Annotated in this window: 18 protein-coding genes; 7 read left to right on the forward strand and 11 right to left on the reverse strand. The window is 64.7% G+C overall.

Annotation, left to right across the window (positions count from 1 at the left end; all coding sequences use genetic code 11):
- Nucleotides 1-9: 9 nt before the first annotated feature.
- From AB8717_RS21500 to AB8717_RS21510, 3 genes are all read right to left on the reverse strand, one after another.
- Nucleotides 10-717, reverse strand: coding sequence for a hypothetical protein (locus AB8717_RS21500; protein WP_443751085.1), 708 nt, complete (start codon nucleotides 715-717; stop codon nucleotides 10-12).
- A gap of 92 nt (nucleotides 718-809) precedes the next feature.
- A complete protein-coding gene (locus tag AB8717_RS21505) occupies nucleotides 810-1,703 on the reverse strand; it encodes a dioxygenase family protein (protein ID WP_443751086.1) in 894 nt (297 codons plus the stop codon).
- Between the two features lie 184 nt (nucleotides 1,704-1,887).
- The gene (locus AB8717_RS21510) at nucleotides 1,888-2,139 is read right to left on the reverse strand and encodes a hypothetical protein (RefSeq protein ID WP_443751087.1); all 252 of its coding nucleotides are present in this window, start codon (nucleotides 2,137-2,139) and stop codon (nucleotides 1,888-1,890) included.
- A gap of 192 nt (nucleotides 2,140-2,331) precedes the next feature.
- On the opposite strand from AB8717_RS21510, the gene AB8717_RS21515 reads away from it, so the two are divergent.
- Nucleotides 2,332-3,162 (forward strand): HAMP domain-containing protein, encoded by an 831-nt coding sequence (locus AB8717_RS21515; RefSeq protein ID WP_443751088.1) that lies wholly within the window; start codon nucleotides 2,332-2,334, stop codon nucleotides 3,160-3,162.
- Between the two features lie 77 nt (nucleotides 3,163-3,239).
- On the opposite strand, the gene AB8717_RS21520 is transcribed toward AB8717_RS21515, so the two are convergent.
- The 3 genes from AB8717_RS21520 to AB8717_RS21530 are packed head-to-tail and all read right to left on the reverse strand — an operon-like array spanning nucleotide 3,240 to nucleotide 5,324.
- On the reverse strand, nucleotides 3,240-3,590 hold the full coding sequence (locus AB8717_RS21520) for a hypothetical protein (protein ID WP_443751089.1): 351 nt from the start codon (nucleotides 3,588-3,590) through the stop codon (nucleotides 3,240-3,242).
- Nucleotides 3,591-3,648: 58 nt separating this feature from the next.
- The gene (locus AB8717_RS21525) at nucleotides 3,649-4,962 is read right to left on the reverse strand and encodes a terminase large subunit domain-containing protein (protein WP_443751090.1); all 1,314 of its coding nucleotides are present in this window, start codon (nucleotides 4,960-4,962) and stop codon (nucleotides 3,649-3,651) included.
- The gene (locus AB8717_RS21530; protein ID WP_443751091.1) at nucleotides 4,959-5,324 is read right to left on the reverse strand and encodes a terminase small subunit; all 366 of its coding nucleotides are present in this window, start codon (nucleotides 5,322-5,324) and stop codon (nucleotides 4,959-4,961) included. Before AB8717_RS21530 ends, AB8717_RS21525 begins: the two co-directional genes overlap by 4 nt.
- Before the next feature lie 176 nt (nucleotides 5,325-5,500).
- On the opposite strand from AB8717_RS21530, the gene AB8717_RS21535 reads away from it, so the two are divergent.
- Nucleotides 5,501-7,252, forward strand: coding sequence for a hypothetical protein (locus tag AB8717_RS21535; RefSeq protein WP_443751092.1), 1,752 nt, complete (start codon nucleotides 5,501-5,503; stop codon nucleotides 7,250-7,252).
- Nucleotides 7,253-7,354: 102 nt separating this feature from the next.
- On the opposite strand, the gene AB8717_RS21540 is transcribed toward AB8717_RS21535, so the two are convergent.
- From AB8717_RS21540 to AB8717_RS21550, 3 genes are read right to left on the reverse strand one after another with little or no spacing between them, the layout of a single operon-like run.
- Nucleotides 7,355-7,723 (reverse strand): sensory rhodopsin transducer, encoded by a 369-nt coding sequence (locus tag AB8717_RS21540; protein WP_443751093.1) that lies wholly within the window; start codon nucleotides 7,721-7,723, stop codon nucleotides 7,355-7,357.
- A 4-nt stretch (nucleotides 7,724-7,727) separates the two neighbouring features.
- Nucleotides 7,728-8,702 (reverse strand): hypothetical protein, encoded by a 975-nt coding sequence (locus tag AB8717_RS21545; protein ID WP_443751094.1) that lies wholly within the window; start codon nucleotides 8,700-8,702, stop codon nucleotides 7,728-7,730.
- Complete coding sequence (locus AB8717_RS21550) at nucleotides 8,699-9,463, reverse strand: SDR family NAD(P)-dependent oxidoreductase (RefSeq protein WP_443751095.1); 765 nt, start codon at nucleotides 9,461-9,463, stop codon at nucleotides 8,699-8,701. The genes AB8717_RS21545 and AB8717_RS21550 overlap by 4 nt, the downstream gene beginning before the upstream one ends.
- Before the next feature lie 161 nt (nucleotides 9,464-9,624).
- On the opposite strand from AB8717_RS21550, the gene AB8717_RS21555 reads away from it, so the two are divergent.
- The 4 genes from AB8717_RS21555 to AB8717_RS21570 all read left to right on the forward strand — a co-directional run bounded on the left by AB8717_RS21555 (nucleotide 9,625) and on the right by AB8717_RS21570 (nucleotide 11,995).
- The gene (locus tag AB8717_RS21555) at nucleotides 9,625-10,179 is read left to right on the forward strand and encodes an HAD domain-containing protein (protein ID WP_443751096.1); all 555 of its coding nucleotides are present in this window, start codon (nucleotides 9,625-9,627) and stop codon (nucleotides 10,177-10,179) included.
- 169 nt (nucleotides 10,180-10,348) lie between these two features.
- Nucleotides 10,349-10,831, forward strand: coding sequence for a YybH family protein (locus AB8717_RS21560; RefSeq protein WP_443751097.1), 483 nt, complete (start codon nucleotides 10,349-10,351; stop codon nucleotides 10,829-10,831).
- Nucleotides 10,832-10,936: 105 nt separating this feature from the next.
- Nucleotides 10,937-11,239, forward strand: coding sequence for a putative quinol monooxygenase (locus tag AB8717_RS21565; protein WP_443751098.1), 303 nt, complete (start codon nucleotides 10,937-10,939; stop codon nucleotides 11,237-11,239).
- A complete protein-coding gene (locus AB8717_RS21570) occupies nucleotides 11,240-11,995 on the forward strand; it encodes an AraC family transcriptional regulator (protein WP_443751099.1) in 756 nt (251 codons plus the stop codon). It begins immediately after the preceding gene.
- Here the strand turns inward: AB8717_RS21570 and AB8717_RS21575 are convergent.
- Entirely contained in the window at nucleotides 11,983-14,082 is a 2,100-nt protein-coding gene (locus AB8717_RS21575; RefSeq protein WP_443751100.1) for a TonB-dependent receptor domain-containing protein, read from the reverse strand. The two genes, AB8717_RS21570 and AB8717_RS21575, sit on opposite strands and share 13 nt — an antisense overlap.
- A 141-nt stretch (nucleotides 14,083-14,223) precedes the next feature.
- On the opposite strand from AB8717_RS21575, the gene AB8717_RS21580 reads away from it, so the two are divergent.
- A complete protein-coding gene (locus tag AB8717_RS21580) occupies nucleotides 14,224-15,177 on the forward strand; it encodes a TraB/GumN family protein (RefSeq protein ID WP_443751101.1) in 954 nt (317 codons plus the stop codon).
- Here AB8717_RS21580 and AB8717_RS21585 read toward each other — a convergent pair.
- Nucleotides 15,174-16,082, reverse strand: a complete 909-nt coding sequence (locus AB8717_RS21585; RefSeq protein ID WP_443751102.1) for a sigma-70 family RNA polymerase sigma factor — start codon at nucleotides 16,080-16,082, stop codon at nucleotides 15,174-15,176. The two genes, AB8717_RS21580 and AB8717_RS21585, sit on opposite strands and share 4 nt — an antisense overlap.
- Between the last annotated feature and the right edge of the window lie 2 nt (nucleotides 16,083-16,084).

The following is a 16,084-nucleotide window of genomic DNA, read 5'->3' on the forward strand; positions in this document are numbered from 1 at the left end:
AGGCAGCTCTCAGTGCGTGTGCCCTGCGTGTGTCTTGGCGGGCGGCGGCGAAGGTGCGCTTCCCGGAACAGGAGGAACAGGTATGGGCGGTCCGACCGCCATCCCGATGTCGTCGGCATCTGCTTTTTCCGCCTCACGGTAAGCGTCGGCTATGATCGCGTTCAACACGTCGCGCGCGGCGCTGACCGATTGGCCGAATGCATAAAGAAATTTGCCTGTCAGCTCCTGATCGGCTTGGGACATGGCGTGAAAGTCCGGATCTGTCCTTATCACGTCGTCCGCCGCCGCACCGCCGCCGTTACCAAGCAGGGCATCGTATTTGGCTGTTTGGTATTGTCTGAAAAACGGCTTCGAGCAAATCTCGTTCAGGCGCACGATTTCGTCATGACTGAAGGACTTGAATGCGTCCCTCATCACGGTGTCGATCAATATTTCGGAACGGGCATGTACGCCGTGGTCGAGCGCGGCGCCAAAGGCTTCGCGCCACTCCGGTGATTGGTCCTGCATCGACTCGTCAGCGGCAATACGGGAGACCAGCGTCGCGGACACCAAATCGACCAATCTCAAAGGGTCTGCCAGTTTACGGAATTGGGAATAGTCCCGCGTACGTGACGCCTGCGGTGAAGGTCGCGCAAGGCTCTGTCCCTGTACCGAGAGACCACAGACCGCCAAGGCCACTGCAACGCCCAGGGTTTTCGCGATTTTCCGAATTGCCATGTCCACCTCAAAGCCTGGGACATCATATAGGCCGTTACACGCTCCCGCATCAACCGTGGTCCGCACCGCATCGACGCCAGAGGCGGACCCGACTACGCCTTCGGCGACATCCTCGGTCCACCGATCGGCGGCATGGCTGCGGAACGCTCGGCGTCGGGCAGGAGAGCGGCGATGCGTTTTTCACCTTCAAGCGCCTTCATGCCAGGCGGAGGACCGAAAGGTCTGCCCTTCTCCATTTGCCCCGGCCCCTTGCCGTCCATGGGCGGCGGCATCAGCCCCGCCAGACCGTCCGGCATCTGACCGGGCGCGGGCGGCCGGTCGACCGGCGGATTGGCCGCGGGATCGACGCGCACGGTCAGCGACGCCACATACCGCCCCCTGGCCTCGCGGACATTGCCTTCGACCGTGGTGCCCGCGGCGATCGCGATGCCGTCGGTCGAGTTGAGCGTGTCGCGCAGCGCCGTGCGATGATAGGCCGACACCTGGGTGTAGAGGAACTCGCTCAGCGTATCGGGCAGGAAGAATTGCGAGGTCAGGTTGGTCAATTTTCCGGACCGCACCTTGAAATGGATGTGGGTCGTGCGGCCCTGGTACCAGCCCGGATAGAGGCTGTGAAAGGTCACTGTGCCATCGGCGCCGGCCGTCTGGGTGCCACGCAGGTAAGTCGTGCCGGTACGGCCCTGGACACCGGGCTTGTCGAAACCGGAATAGTCGCCTTCCGCATTGCAATGCCAGATATCGACCAGGGCTCCGGCGCACGGCCGGCCCTGCGGATCGAGCACGGTGAAGACGACATCGAGCGGAAAGCCCTTAAGTCCTTCGGTGATATCGGCGCGCATCAGGTCCAGCCCCAGATAGTACGGCCCTTCGGTCGTCTGGGCGGTCAGTTCGCCGGCCGCCGCTGGCGTGGACGCCTGGCCTTGCGGCGGCAGGACGGCCGCGCCGGCGCCAAGGAAGGCTGAAGTCAGGAATGTGCGACGCTTCATGATATACCCGCATACAAAGTCTTTAACATGCGCTGGTCTTAGCACAGCCTATGCGGCACCGTGATTTCGGCCGTGAAAAGGAGACGCTCTTCTTTATGGCAGGAGAACCTATATTCAAATCTAGATGTCTTCCAGCGGCTTTTTGTTTCATTCAGAAACAAAGACCTGCGCAAACCGGCGAAGTCTAGGCCCGCGCCTTCTTGCCGAACAGGCCGGCTATGCCTTGCCAGATCAGCAGGACAAGGGCGATCGGAATGAAGAAGGCAACGGTCGTCACGGCGCCCGTGCCGGCAATATAGCCCAGCGTTTCGGGCGATACGCCGCCGTAGAAGGCATGATGCGCGAAGGCCTGGTAGAATTTGAGCCCGAACGCGCCGACGATCGACAATACGATCGCCGTTAGCAAAGGACGCTTCAGCTGGTATTTCGACGCCATGTTTCCCCCTTGGTCGGGGCATGAGGCCTCAATTCCGGCATGGCGTCAACCGCCTGCATGACGAGGTCGTTGAGCCGGACGATAAGCGGAACCCACGTCTTGAGCCGGGCCGCCAGAAGATGCCGCCCACGCCCGATTCACCGATTGCTTAACTCTTTCCCTTACAATCGTTTCCAGAAAAGGGAGCCAACAGTGTCGATACGCGCGAGAATCCTGACCCTGGTCAGCTGTTTTGCCATCCTGGCCCTCGTCGTCACGGGGCTGGGGCTGCAGACCATAGCGGACGACAACCGGTCGCTCCACGCCTATGATCACGCCTACGACAATGCCCTGCGCGCAGAGCGGCTGAACCATATCGTCAGCAATGTCGTGCTGGAAACGCGCGGCCTCTACGTCGCTCGCAGCGATGAAGAACTCCGGGGCTTCGTGAAGGGGCTCAACACCAATCTCGACGCCCTGCAACTGGCGCTGGCGCAGTGGGAGGCCAGCCTGACTCCGTCGGAAAGCGACCGCCTGGCCGCGATCCAGCAGGACGCCCAGGCCTTCATTTCGCTCCGCCGCCAGGTCGCCGAATATGCCGCCGCCGGCCGGCTGGAAGACGCCCATACGCTTTCGACAAACAACCGCGCCGACCGTATCGCCTTCCAGAACAAGGTCGACGCCATCGTGCTGAAGACCGTGTCGGAGCTCAATACGGCCAAGGCCGAAACCGAAACGCGCAATCGCGACCGCACCACGGTCTTCCTGGTCGCCTGCATCGGCAGCATCCTGATCCTGCTCGCCGCAGCCCTGTGGCTGGTGACCCATTTCGTCACCCGCCCCCTGCGCCAGCTCGCCGCCGCCATCGTGCGGACGTCAAAGGGCGACTACGCCGTGCCCCTGCCCGCCGGCGACGGCAAGACCGAGATCGGCGAGGTCTGGCAGGCCCTGTCCGTGCTGAAATTCCACGCCATCGAGGCCGAGCAGCTGCGCCAGGCCGAGCACGAACGCGAGCTCAAGCTGCGCGAGATCATGCTGGACTAGGTGCGATCCAAAACGTGTGACGCACTTTTCGGATAAATTAAAACCCTGAGCATGAGCGAAGCTAAAATCATCATGCGCTAGGACTTGCAGTCGAAACGGTCGAGCAGCGCCTGGTCGCGCCAGGGATTGACCGGTTCGACCGTATCGCCCCTCAGCCTGCCAAGGTGATAGGTAATCCGGCATTCGGCGCCGACCGGCGGAAGACTGTCGTCGCTCAGCCATAAGGCCCACAGATCGCGGCGCGCTACACCGTATTCCGCCACCACGACACGCCGGTAAAAGGCCCAATCCCCCGAATACGGCGGCTGTTTGCCCCAGGCCACGACAGTCGCCTTGACTGTGACCTCTTGTCCGGCCGGCAGGTCGACCCGCGCCCAGGCCGGCGCCGGCGCCATCAACAGACTACAAAAGACGAAGGCGCGCTTCATCGACATCCCCGCTCAAAGACGAACAGTCTATGCCGCCGATTCTGGCAATCGGATGGCGCTAACGCCCCCTGGCGAACGGATCGTAATCGCGCGACGGCGCCCGCCGAATCCCCAGCCGTTCGGCCTCGGATTTAGGCCGCACCGGAAAGGCGAAGGTCAGCGCCAGCGCATCGCCCAGGTCCGGCGACGGCAAACCCCGCTTCTTGATCTCGTCCTTCGATTCCAGCTGCTTGCGGCCTTGCGCGTCGTAGGCATAGACCGGCGCCGCCAGGTCCTGCTTCAGGTCGGTGCGGTCGGGAATACTGCCGCCGCCGCGCAGCCAGTCGGCCATCTCGAACCACATCTCGGCGCGCTTGTTGACGTATTGCGTGGACAAGGCCCGCCCGCCGAACGGCACCTCGATGACCGCGTAACCCAGCTGGCGCAGACGGTCGATGACCCCCGCCCCGTTGCCGGCATCGACAAAGACGGCGTCGGGCCGGAAGGCGTCGATGGCCGACGCAACCCGGGCCGCCAGCGCCATGTTGTCGAGACCGCGTAAGCTCTCGGGTTCATGCGCCACCAGCCCCTGGCGCCGGAAGATGACGCTGCGGTCGTCGCCGAAGCGCGCCGGATCGACACCGATGATGCGCGGCGCCAGCTGCACGTCGGCCATGGGCACGACACGCCGCGCCGCCGCCTCGACATCCGACAGGCTGACCAGTTGGTCGTCGCCGGCGGCCGAGAAATCGCACAGGTATTCTCGCGCGAAACTGGCTTCGGACATGTCGCGCTTCAGCCGTTCGACTTCGCCCGCGTCGATGGCCGCAGTGTCGAAAACCGTGTAGCGCGCGCTGTGCCAATCCGGCAGGCCGCGCGCCTTGTGGAACAGCTCGGAGAACAGGTTCACGCCTTGCGGCGTGCCGATGAACAGCGCCCAGCCCTTGCGGTCGGACAGGGCCGGCTGGATGACGTCGTTCCAGATTTCCGGACGGATCTGCGCCACCTCGTCGATGACGACGCCGTCGAGGCGCACGCCGCGCATGGCGTCGGGATTGTCGGCGCCGTAAACGCGGATGACCGCGCCGTTACGGCGGAAGGTCACCGACAGCTCGGCCTCGCTGATGTCGACCAGGCCATAGCGCCGCAGCGGCTCGATGCGCGATTTCAGCCGCGCCCAGGCGATCGCCTTGGCCTGCTTGAGATAGGGCGCGACATAGAAGAACAGGCCGAGGTCCTGCGAAAAGCGCATGGCCTTGTCGATCAGCTCCATGATGGCCAGCTCGGTCTTGCCCGCCCGGCGGTGCAGGGCATAGACGGTGAAGCGGCGGCGCTTGCGATGGCATTCGCGCTGCCAGTCGCGCGGAAAATAGCCGAGGGAGACCGTCGTCATTCGCTGCCCTCCCCGTCGGCCGCCGGGACACCCGTCACCACGGTCACCGCGCCGTTCGGCGCCTCCGCAGGACGTTTGTCCTCCCAGCCGAAATTATTCCTCAGGTTGAAGATGGTGCCGGTGACATTGCCGTCATACAGGCGGTTCTCGTTGAACGCCTCGACGCGGGCGCGGGCCATGGCGACGATGTCGGCGTAGTCGTCGTCATCGCCATAGCCGATCAGTTGCCGCCGGTTCAGACCGAGGGCCATGGCCAGTCCGGTGACGGTCGGGCGGTCGGACGGCGTGCGGCTGTCGAAATAGGCGTCGATGGCGGCGGAAAGGGCGCGCGGCGTGGTGAAGGGTCGTGATTTTTTCGGCATGGCGTCAGGCGTAGCGCCGGGAAAAGGAGTTCCGCATACCGGCCCGATCGCGGCCGTGCGGCGCCGGCGAGCCCTGCCACGGCCTGCAAACATTTCACAAAAGGACGCGTGACACCGGTAGCAGTTACCGTTATGTTGTATCATCCAGGCGGCAACGACCGCGACAGGAGGGGACATTGAAAAACGGATATATGGGCGCCGCCACCGCCCTGGCGCTGGTGTTTGCGTCGACCGCACCGGCCTTCGCGCAGACCTCGCCGGATCAGAGCGTCGTGGTGCACGGCGAAAGGCCGGTGAAACATCCACATAAATGGGTTCGTGCCGAAAGCCAGCATTTCGTCGTATACAGCGACGCCGCACGCCCCGATGTCGAGCTTGTGATGACCAAGATGGAGCGCTTCTGGCTGACGTTGCGAGCCTTCTCCCATGCCGATATCGACGCCCCCGCCGACGCCCCCAAACAGGTGCTTTATTACCTGGCCGACGAGCAGGCGCTTGGCCTGGTCGATCCGCAGGACCCCGATTACGCCATCGGCCTCTATACCAGTTGCGCCGACGCGCAAGCGGGCTTCGGCGTGCACATGTACTATGCGGAACAACCCAAGCTGGCCCTGGAAAAACGGCCGGAAAACGAAGGCCTGAGCTATATCTACCAGGCCTATGCCCGGGACTTCTTCCGCCGCCACGCCACGGCCAATACGCCGCTGTGGTTCGTCGAAGGCTACGCTCAGTATTTCTCGACGGCGCGCTTCGACGGCAACCAGATCATCGTCGGCATGGCGCCCAATGCGCTCGGCACCCTGCTGCAACGCCTGGGCGCCGGCTACATGTACAGCCTCGACTATGCCGACGTCCTGGTCGGCAACGATAACGAAGGCACCAACCAGGCGGGTGCGGCGGGTATCCGCAATGAATTCGAGGCGCGGTCCTGGGTGCTGACGCACTGGATCCTGTCGAACAAGGACAACCTCAAAAAATTCCAGGCCTATCTCCAGGCGGTGGGCGACGGTCAGGACCGCGTCAAGGCCTTCAAGGCCGCCTTCGACCTGACCCCCGGCCAGCTCAACCACATCCTGTGGGCGTACGTGCGCAAGCTCGAAGCGCTCAAGCTGTCGGTCAAGACCGTGCCCGACGCCGATATCAGCGTGGCGCAGATGCCGGTCTCGGCCGAGCACCTGTTGATGACCGAGGCCGCGCTGAAAGCCTGCCCCTCCGACGCGCGCGGCCAGGACCTGTTGAAAACGGCGCGCGACGAGGCCGCCAAATATCCCGGCGACGCCTACGCCCGGACCGTGCTGGCGCGCGCCGAGGCCGGGTTCGGCGATGCCGCCCAGGCGAAAACCATCCTCGACGGTCTGATCGCCGCCTCGACCCAGGACGCCGAGCTCTATGCCCTGAAAGGCAAGGCCCTGTTGCGGTCGGGCGCCGCCAAGGACGCGGTCGCGGCCTTCGACAAGGCCGGCAGCCTCGATCCGAAATCGCCGGCTATCGCCTACGACTTCTCGCGCGCCGAGGCCGAAGTGATGGGCGGCTTCGACACCGACTCCGCCAATGCAGCCGTCATCGCCTACCTGTCGGCCCCCCAGGTTGACGCCTATGCTTACCGGGCGGGCCTGGCCTATGCCTGGCTGGGAAACAACAGCGACGCCGTCGGCGCCTTGCGCATGGTGGCGGACAATCCGCGCCCCGGCGCCCTGACGCAGCCGGCGAAGGACTGGATCGGCAAGCTGGCGTCAGCGTCGAAAGCCGACCTGTCGGGAGCCGCGCTCCAGCCCCTTCCTGTCGCATCCGGGGTAATGGTAACGGCGCGCGAAGACTGGACCTATGCCTCGGCCGACGTGCTGAACGCGCTCGACCAGGCGATCGCCGCCGAAGACGCCGCCTCCATCGTCGATCCGTCCGATCCGGACTTCCAGAATAACCACTAAACTATGCCTCCCCGTTGCGAAGCCATGGGGAGGAGGACCGCACGAGCCGCGAAGCGGTGAGATGTGGGGGTTGGGTTTCTTGCTTGAGTCTCAGGTCCACCCTTATCCGGGATATGCCATCGTGGTCATCAGGGCGATCGTGCCGCTGCGGCTGTCCAGCCGGGTATGCTGCACGACGATGGGGACGCTCGCGGTGATCACGCTGGCATAATCCGTCCCGACCGGGATCGGCTCGGGATCGGACAGGTCGTTGAAGCGGAAATGCACCGTGCGCCGGGCCGCGACCTTCATCCGGTACGGCCCGACGGGTTCCCTGTCGCCGTAATAGATCGTCATTTCGATGTCGCAGTCCCGGTCGTTGGGGTTCAGGACGCAGAAGGCTTCGTGGCTGACCAGGGCGCGCGATTTCGATGCATCGTCGTCGGGCGGCAGATAGCCTTCGGCGATGGTCCAGCGCGTATGTCCGATCATGGCCTCAACTCCTGCGAATGCGCGCGCGCATCAGCCGGCGGTCTTCCAGCGAATAGTAGAGCCAGATGTCTGCGCCATCGACGACGACCGACGCGGCAAAGGCGATGTCGGTGGCGGTGCGGTCCTCGACCGGCGGGGGGGTCAAAAGCGGCTGGATGCAGCGATCGACGACCGTCCGGCATTCGCGGTCGAAGGCGATCCAGCCGATGCGCCAACGCGCGTCGCGGGTGGCGCCGTTGTAGAACATGACGGGCTCGTCCGGCTTGTCCATCAGCATCGGCCCGGGCGACAGGTGCCAGTTGTCCCAGCCGTCCTTGCGCGGCATGAACGGTGTCGGCTGCTCGTCCCACGGCCCCGCGATATCCGGCCCCATGGCCAGGCCGATGCGCGACGCGTCCTCGGCGGCATATTCGTAGAACAGGCGCCAGTGACCGTCCACGGTCCGGCCGATCGTGGCCTCCTTGGTATTGCCGACCGACTTGGTCGAAGCCAGGGCGACGCCGGTCTTCTCCAGCTTGTCGAGCGACGGGCCGATCGCGTAGAACATCTCGCCGTGCGTCATGTCGGACGCGACGCCGGTATAGTAGACGACGTAGGACCCGTCGTCGCGCAGGAGCACGGTCGGGTCCTCGACGCCGCCGATATCCTGTTCGTCGGGGCCGCCGACGATCGACGGCTGGTCCAGCATCTCGAAATTGACCCCGTCCTCGCTCCAGCCGGCCCAGATCTGGCCGGTGTCCGTAAGCTTGGTGCCCAGCGCAGGCACCGCCCGCACCATCACACCGAAGCGGCCGTCCCCGGCCTTCCAGACATAGGGGCTCATCAGGTCGCGCCGCGTCACGGCGTCAGGACCGGTCAGCGCGATCTCCTGCAGGTCCTCGACATTGAAATCGAGGATTCCACGGCCTGGATTGACCGTCTCCTTGCGGTCGCCGGTGACGGGATCAGGCTTGTCGAGGTCGGCATTTGTCGTGCTCATGCGCCCACCCCCTGCAGCAGCGACAGGCCGCCGTCCATGACGATACTCGCGCCCGTCACATAGGCCGCTTCGTTCGAAGCCAGCCAACGCGCCAGATACGCCACCTCTTCGGGCCTGCCGGCACGCTTCATCGGAATATTGGCTTCCAGCGATTTGCGGTACGCGATGTCGTCGATGGCGCGCGCGTTCATCGGCGTCAGGATCATGCCCGGCTCGATGGCGTTGATGCGGACATTGTTCGGCGCCTCCTCGATGGCCAGGGTCCTGACCAGGTTGGTCAGCCCGCCCTTGGCCGAACAGTAGTCCGCGCCGCCGGCGCGCACCGCCTCGGCATGGATCGACGAAATATGCACGATCGCACCTGGCCCCGGGATCGCCCTCAGAAAACGCCGCGACGTCAGGAACGCCCCTGTGAGATCCGTGGCCAGCATCCGCGTCCAGATCTTCAGCTCCATTTCGCGGACCGGAATGCCGGACATGTTGATACCGGCGGAATTGACCAGCACGCTGGCCGGGCCGCGCGCCGTCTCGGCCTGGGTAAACGCCGCCTCGACCGAGGCCTCGTCGTCGACCGAGCACTGGATGGTGATCGCCTCGCCGCCGGCCTGCCGCACGGCCTCGGCCGAGGCTTCGGCGCCGGTTCCGTCTGAATGATAGAGGATGGCGACGTGATCGCCGGCCTCGCCGAAGATCTTGGCGCAGGCCGCGCCGATGCCGGATTCCGCACCCGTGACAACGACATTCCGCCGGGAAGTATTCATCGCTTTCGCTCTTTTAAGTTGGTTACAGTGTAACCTTAGCGAAGACGACGTACGGGTCCCCATACACAAGCGCATCCGAATTGTGAAAAAATGATGGGGCGTCTTTCTGCCCCACCGCCAGTTGCGTTAGTCTGTTCGTTCGGCTCGAATATGGAACCTGCATGATCCTGTTTCTCGACTACGACGGCGTCCTGCATCCCGACGAGGTCTACACCCGTGGGAACAGGCCGTATCTTGCCGTGGCCGGCGAACTATTCATGTGGGCGTACGTCGTCGAAGACGCCTTGGCCGACCTCCCGGACATCAGGATCGTCATTTCTTCGTCATGGGCGAGATTCCTGGGATTCGAGCGGGCAAAAGCCGCGCTTCCGCCGGCGCTTGGCCAGAGAGTTATCGGCGCGACCTGGCACACTGGCATGAAGGTGTCCGACCACGGTCCGCCGTTACGCTACCCTGAAACGGTCTGGGATCGGATGACACGCTATCAGCAGATCGCGCGCTGGGCAAAGCGCGCCGGCTTGAGCGACTGGTTGGCCATCGACGATAACGACGAGGGTTGGCCGGACACGCACCGGCATCATCTTGTCCATACCCTTTCCGCGACCGGACTGGGTGAAGAAACGGCAGCAGCGAGCCTCCGCGCGGCGCTAGCCTCGCGGTATCCACGGAAAGACGACGACGACGCGCCCGCTTCCGGTTTGATCAACGGGGGATAGACGCCGATCCGCCTTGCGCGTGGAACCCGGCCCCGTTTGACGCCGATTGACGAGGATAAATGGCGGCTGGCCAGCGTGCGGCAGTCTCCCCCTGAGGTTGAAAAACCATATCGATTCATAATACCGGCTAAGGTTACCTGTGCGCGGACCATCGCCAGGGACGCACACCATGGCCACTTCGCACGCTCTGAGACAACCCATTACCGGCCATGACGCCGGCCTGCCGAAAGCCTCGGCCCTGGCCGCCCTTTCGGCCTTTTACGAAGCCTTCAACAGCCGCGACCTCGACGCTCTGGAAAAGAACTGGGCGGAAGGCGTAGTGCCGGTGATGGACAATCCGGTCGGCGGCACCCGGCACGGCTGGCGCGACATCGCGGAGGGCTACAAGCGGCTGTTCTATGGCGACGCCCGCGTTACGGTCGAACTGCACGACGTCTACGAGATCGCGGACACTGACTGCTGCCAGTTCATCGGCCGCGAAACCGGCACCTGCGAAACGCGCGATCAGATCCTGGACCTGAACATCCGCACCTCGCGGCTGTTCATGCGCATCGAGGGCCGCTGGCGGCAGGTGCATCACCACGGTTCGATCGAACAGCCGACCCTGCTGTCGGCCTATCAGAGCCTGGTTCTCGGCCAGCCGGTCGCGTGATTACGGCCGATAGACGCGCATTTGCGGCATAGGCGCGGAAGCGTCTCCCCTTGCCCGCGGGCTAAATCCCGGTCGCCGCACTGGAGCGGCCATAAGGATTTTGCCATGCGCCTCGCCCACGTCACCTTCACGGTCGCCCCTGAAAACCAGAGCACAGCGCTCGACGCCCTGCTTGCCGAAGTCGCTTCCGTGCGGCACATGCAGGGCTGCATTGCCTTCATCCCCTTCATCGATCCGACGGTTGCCGGGGGGCTGGGGGTGGTGCACGAGTGGGAGACGGGCGAAGACTTCACCGCCTATCTCAACTCGCCCGGTTTCGCGGCCGTCAACACCGTCCTCAGGCCGATGATGACAGGCGCGCCGGTCAGCCGCCGCTTCGACGTCAACCTGCTGCAACCCGCGAACTGAATGAACCCGCCAGACGCCTATTGCTTTACCAGGGACTTTGCCCCCTCCGGCCCGGCGCCGTTCCGGGTCGGCCGGCACTATCTTCTCTATGCCCGAAGCGGTACGCTGAGGCTGGAAGCCGAAGGCCTGCGCTGGACGTTGCCGCCGGCGCGGGCCGCACTGATCGCGGCCGACCATCCGATCACGATCGCCATCCTGACGCAGCTGACGACAGCGTCGGTGCTGTTCGCCCCGGACTTCATGCCAGCCCCGCGCCAAGCCGTGACGGTCTTCGACCTGTCGCCGCTGGCCCGCGCGCTGATCGGTGAATGTCTGGCCTTTGGTCCTGACGATGAACCCACCGCCTACGGCCTCACCCTGTTCCGGACGCTCTGCGCCGTGGTGTTGAAACTCGCCGAAACCCCCAGTCCCTTCGTTCTGCCGGTGCCATCCTCTGTCCAGTTGCAACGCGCACTCGACCTGACGGAGGCGCAGGCTGCCGAGGACCCGACCTTTGCGGGCATAGCGCGCGACACCGGGCAGTCGCCGCGCGCCCTGGCGCGCCGCTTTGCCGACGAGATGGGCATGACCTGGCAGCAGGCCTTACGCCGCATCCGCCTGATGCAGGCGGTCGAAAGGCTGGCGACAACGCCCCTGCCCGTCACCGACATCGCGATGAGCGTCGGCTACAACTCGCTGTCGGCCTTCAACGCCGGCTTCCGCGAGCTGGTCGGCATGAGCCCGACGCAGTACCGGGCAACGTTTCAGTCGTCGTAGGTAAAGTCGCTGTCCTTGGCCTTCTTGCCGCCGCCGAGCGTCCAGGCAAGGCCGAGATAGACGGCGCGGCCGGGCTGGCGGCGCACATAGGTCCCCGTATAGCCCGGCGAGATGAACAGCCGCTTCTGGCGCTGGCCGTCGAAAATGTCCGACGCCGTCATCACCAGGGCTAGCCTGTCGGCGACCTGGTGGCGATAGCCGACATTGGTCAGCGTCACCGGCAGGACATAGCCCTGTGCCGTCAGCCGCTTGCCGCTGTAGCTGGTGCTGACCTGCCAGCGGTCGCGCGCCGTCGGCTGGTAGTCGAGCGACGCCTTCATGCTCATTCCGATGGTCGAGCGCGTCGAGGCGCCCAGCGCCACGGCGTTGATTTCGTTATAAAAAACGTTACCGTTCAGCGAATAGCCCAGCTTCGGCACGATCTTGCCCGAGGCCGAAAACTCGACGCCGCCCGACTGCGACGACGGCAGATTGGCCTCGGTGATCAGCACGACGTCGCTGCTGATCACGGTCCACAGCTCGGTGTCGCCGTTGCGGCTCTTGCGGTAATAGGCGGTGACCTGATAGCTGCCGCCGCCCGCCGGCTGGTGGCGGTAGCCGACCTCAAGCGCATTGGTCATTTCGGGCTTCAGCTTCGGATTGCCCTGGCGGAGATTGTTAGGGTCCGAGGCGTTGATATAGGGGTTGAGATCCTCCGGGTCGCGACGCCGAACGCGCTTGCTGAAACCCGCCGTCAACGTGTCGCTGTCCGACAGGGCGTAGGTGGCGTTGAGCGTCGGATAGACGGTGCCATAAGCCTGGGTGCCGGTGTCGCCCGACACGCCCTGCAGCGTCCAGACATCGACCTGCTCAAGCCGCACCCCGCCCAGCACTTCCAGCTTGCCGAAGGTGCGATCGAGCGTCGCATAGGCCGCGCCGATCGTCTGGCGATAGCGGAAGCGGTTGTCGAAGGCGTGATCTACCGTCAACGGATTGCCCGGGACCACGCTTTTCGCCACCACATCGTCGAAGCCGTTATGGTCGTATTCCTCGTCATAACCCAGCTTCAGCGTGCCGCCGGACACCGGCCGGACGTAGCCGACGGTCAGTTCGGACACACCGTAAGCTTCGCGGCGATAGTCCTTCTCCTCCGAGTCCGACGCCGAAAAGGTCGTAAAGTCATACGTGTGCTTTTCGGTCGCCTGGCTGAGATTAAGCGCCACCGACAGGCTTTCGCCCGGCCTAGCCAGCTTCTGGTCGAAGGTCAGGCCCATGCCGGTATTGACGCGCGGTCCCCCGCCGCGGCTGAAGCGCGTAAAGGCGGTATTGGACGCACCGGCCGATACCGAATCCTGGCGCCCGGAGCGCCATTCGTCGCGCGACGCATAGTCGGCCGATATACCGAAGGTCCGACGGTTGTCGGGGGTCAGGTCGATGCCGATATTGCCCGACTTGCGGCTGCCGGTGTCCGTCATCGTCTGGTGGGATACCGTCGTGCCTTCCGATCCAACCTGGGTCGACGCCGTTTGCGTGTCATTGAAGCGCTTGCGCACGTCGTTGCGTACGTTCAAACCGCCATGCAAAGCAAAGGCCTTGGTCGCATAGGTGCCGGCAACGCCGGCATTGTAACGGCCGCCGTCACCTTCGTTTACCAGCACCGATCCCGAAGATTTGCGCGCCCGCCCCTTGGTGACGATGTTGATGACGCCGGTGCCGTCCGGCTTGAACTCGGCCGAAGGCGAGGTCATGACCTCGATCTGGCGGATATCCGACGCCGACAGGCTTTGCAGCGCGGCGGCGCGCGACGCGCCCTGCATCTGCGCCACGGGCTTTCCGTCGATCAGGATGTTGACATTGGCGTCGCCGCGCAAGGAGACGTTGCCGTCGGGATCGACCTCGACCGACGGGATATTGCCCAGCACGTCGGCGGCGCTGCCTGTGGTCGCCTGGATATCCGAATCCATGCGGTAGACCTTGCGGTCGACCTTGTTGCTGACCGCCGGCGGCTTGCCGGTTACGATCACGGGCGTATCCGGCGCCTTGTCCTGCGCGAAAACGGGCGTGGCGGCCAGGGTCGCGCACAGGGCAAGGGGCCAGGTCTTGATCATGATCCGGTCTGTATTCGGCTGAAGGTCGCCATTCCCTAGCCGCGCAATATGAAGCCAGGCTGAAGCCAGACCGCTTTTATCGTCCGGTTGCCAGCGGCCATGATCGATATTAATCTGTCTGACGATAATAAGGGGGAAATCATGATCAAAAAGGCTTGGATGGCGGCCACCCTGTGCGCGGTCCTGATCGCGGGCAATGCGTCGGCCCAAACCGGAGCACCGGCCCAGCCGGACGACCGCTGGAGCGGCAGCGCCGAGGTCGTTGTCCACGCCCGCCTCGACGGCTGCCCAGCCATGTGGCGGCTGCGATACCACAACGCTACCGTATGGGTCATGCCGACCCTGATGACCGAAACCCGGCACATGCGGTGGCAGGAAAGCTGTTTCGAGCACGTTCTGAAGAGCGCGCACACGCTGTTCCTGCAAAGCGAATATGTCAGCGTACAGTCGGACCCGCGATCCCTGCCCTGGGGCGTGACGGTAAAGGACGTGGTTTCGCCGGCGACCTGGGACCGCTTCGTCGCGGCGGTCAACCGCCAGCACAGGTCCCTCGGCAGGCTCCAGAAACTCCACCCGTCGTGGGCAGCCTACGATCTGGTGGGCAGCGCCTATTCCCGGCTCGACCTCGTCAATGAAAGCTTCCCGTCCGACATGCTGCGTCTGGCCCATTCGGCCGGCACCAGCACCCGGTATGTGCCGTTGTTCGTCGGCTCCTTCGACCAGCGCAATATACGCAATGAACTCGACCCTGCCGGCGAAGAGGCCTGCCTCAACAGCATGCTCGACCGCGTCGACTTCACCTTGGACGATCTCCCCACCGTTATCCGCGCCTGGCAGGCCTCGGACATCCCGACGGTGCTGAAGCTGTGGCCGGCTGAAGATAACCGCTGTGTGCCCGCCGACCGCATCGAGAGCGATTTCATCCTGCGCGAAAATGCCCGGCGCTGGACCGCGGTCATCGCCGACGCCCTCGGCACGCCTGGCAAAAAGGTCGCCGCCGTGCCGCTTGGCTGGCTCCTGTACAAGGGCGGCGTCCTGGACCAGCTTACCCAGTCCGGCGTCGAGGTCACGGCGCCGGCCGGGCTGGACGACTAAAACACCGTCTTGAGCCCGAAGGCCGTGAACAGGGCCGCGCCCAGCGGTGGCGCGTAGAGAACCAGCTCCGACACCGTCCCCTGCCCGGCCAGGATATGCAGCGAATGCGCCAGATAGGGTCCGTCGCCTCGCTTCGTATAGACCGCTACCGCCGGCTGGCCGTTGGCGGTGACGGCGACCGCCCGGAAACCGTCGTGGCGCGGCCAGACCGAGGCCAGGAAGGCTTCCACGGCGCCGAGGCCGACAAAGGTCCTGCGCCAGGGCGGCATGGTCATGACGATGTCGTTGTGTAAAAGCCCGATCAGCGCCGGCAGGTCGCCGGCATTCCAGGCGTCGACATAGGCGGCGACGGGAAGGTCGATCTTCATCGGCACGCGCGGCGGCAAGGCTTCGCGCGCCCGCTGCAGCGCGCTGCGGGCCGCCGCCGTGCTGAGGCCCAGCGCTTCGCCGGCTTCCGCGGCCGTCATACCCACCGCGTCGTGCAGCAACAACACGCCCCGGGCGCGCGGCGACAGACCGTGCAACAGCGACACGAAGGCCAGGCGGATATCGTCGGCGCTTTCGCCCACCCACGGCTCGACCCACGGCTCGGTCCCCGGTGCCCCTTCGTCGAGGCTGGGCCCGAACAGGGTCTGCCGCCGCTTGCGCGCGCGCAAGGCGTCGAGGCAGACGCGCGTGGCGATACTGTAGAGCCAGGCGCGGCCGTGCCCCGGATCGCGCAAGGCCGCGTATTCGCGCCAGCCGCGCAGCAGCGCCTCCTGGACACAGTCCTCGGCGTCCTGCGCGCTGCCCATCATGCGGTAGCAGTGGCGTTTCAGCGCGTCGCGCACCTCCGCCGCCAGCGCGGAAAAAGCGCCCGACGGATCGGGCGCTCCTGACATGGGGTTGCCGGGCAATGTCTCCATGC

Origin of the sequence: Asticcacaulis solisilvae, from assembly GCF_052327315.1 — a bacterium.
Classification (GTDB): Bacteria; Pseudomonadota; Alphaproteobacteria; order Caulobacterales; family Caulobacteraceae; genus Asticcacaulis; species Asticcacaulis solisilvae_B.

Excerpts from the sequence above, each read along its gene's own strand:
- AB8717_RS21500 (WP_443751085.1), bottom strand. The coding sequence starts at position 717 with ATGGCAATTCGGAAAATCGCGAAAACCCTGGGCGTTGCAGTGGCCTTG.
- AB8717_RS21505 (WP_443751086.1), bottom strand. The coding sequence starts at position 1,703 with ATGAAGCGTCGCACATTCCTGACTTCAGCCTTCCTTGGCGCCGGCGCG.
- AB8717_RS21510 (WP_443751087.1), bottom strand. The coding sequence starts at position 2,139 with ATGGCGTCGAAATACCAGCTGAAGCGTCCTTTGCTAACGGCGATCGTA.
- AB8717_RS21520 (WP_443751089.1), bottom strand. The coding sequence starts at position 3,590 with ATGAAGCGCGCCTTCGTCTTTTGTAGTCTGTTGATGGCGCCGGCGCCG.
- AB8717_RS21525 (WP_443751090.1), bottom strand. The coding sequence starts at position 4,962 with ATGACGACGGTCTCCCTCGGCTATTTTCCGCGCGACTGGCAGCGCGAA.
- AB8717_RS21530 (WP_443751091.1), bottom strand. The coding sequence starts at position 5,324 with ATGCCGAAAAAATCACGACCCTTCACCACGCCGCGCGCCCTTTCCGCC.
- AB8717_RS21540 (WP_443751093.1), bottom strand. The coding sequence starts at position 7,723 with ATGATCGGACATACGCGCTGGACCATCGCCGAAGGCTATCTGCCGCCC.
- AB8717_RS21545 (WP_443751094.1), bottom strand. The coding sequence starts at position 8,702 with ATGAGCACGACAAATGCCGACCTCGACAAGCCTGATCCCGTCACCGGC.
- AB8717_RS21550 (WP_443751095.1), bottom strand. The coding sequence starts at position 9,463 with ATGAATACTTCCCGGCGGAATGTCGTTGTCACGGGTGCGGAATCCGGC.
- AB8717_RS21555 (WP_443751096.1), top strand. The coding sequence starts at position 9,625 with ATGATCCTGTTTCTCGACTACGACGGCGTCCTGCATCCCGACGAGGTC.
- AB8717_RS21560 (WP_443751097.1), top strand. The coding sequence starts at position 10,349 with ATGGCCACTTCGCACGCTCTGAGACAACCCATTACCGGCCATGACGCC.
- AB8717_RS21565 (WP_443751098.1), top strand. The coding sequence starts at position 10,937 with ATGCGCCTCGCCCACGTCACCTTCACGGTCGCCCCTGAAAACCAGAGC.
- AB8717_RS21570 (WP_443751099.1), top strand. The coding sequence starts at position 11,240 with ATGAACCCGCCAGACGCCTATTGCTTTACCAGGGACTTTGCCCCCTCC.
- AB8717_RS21575 (WP_443751100.1), bottom strand. The coding sequence starts at position 14,082 with ATGATCAAGACCTGGCCCCTTGCCCTGTGCGCGACCCTGGCCGCCACG.
- AB8717_RS21580 (WP_443751101.1), top strand. The coding sequence starts at position 14,224 with ATGATCAAAAAGGCTTGGATGGCGGCCACCCTGTGCGCGGTCCTGATC.
- AB8717_RS21585 (WP_443751102.1), bottom strand. The coding sequence starts at position 16,082 with ATGGAGACATTGCCCGGCAACCCCATGTCAGGAGCGCCCGATCCGTCG.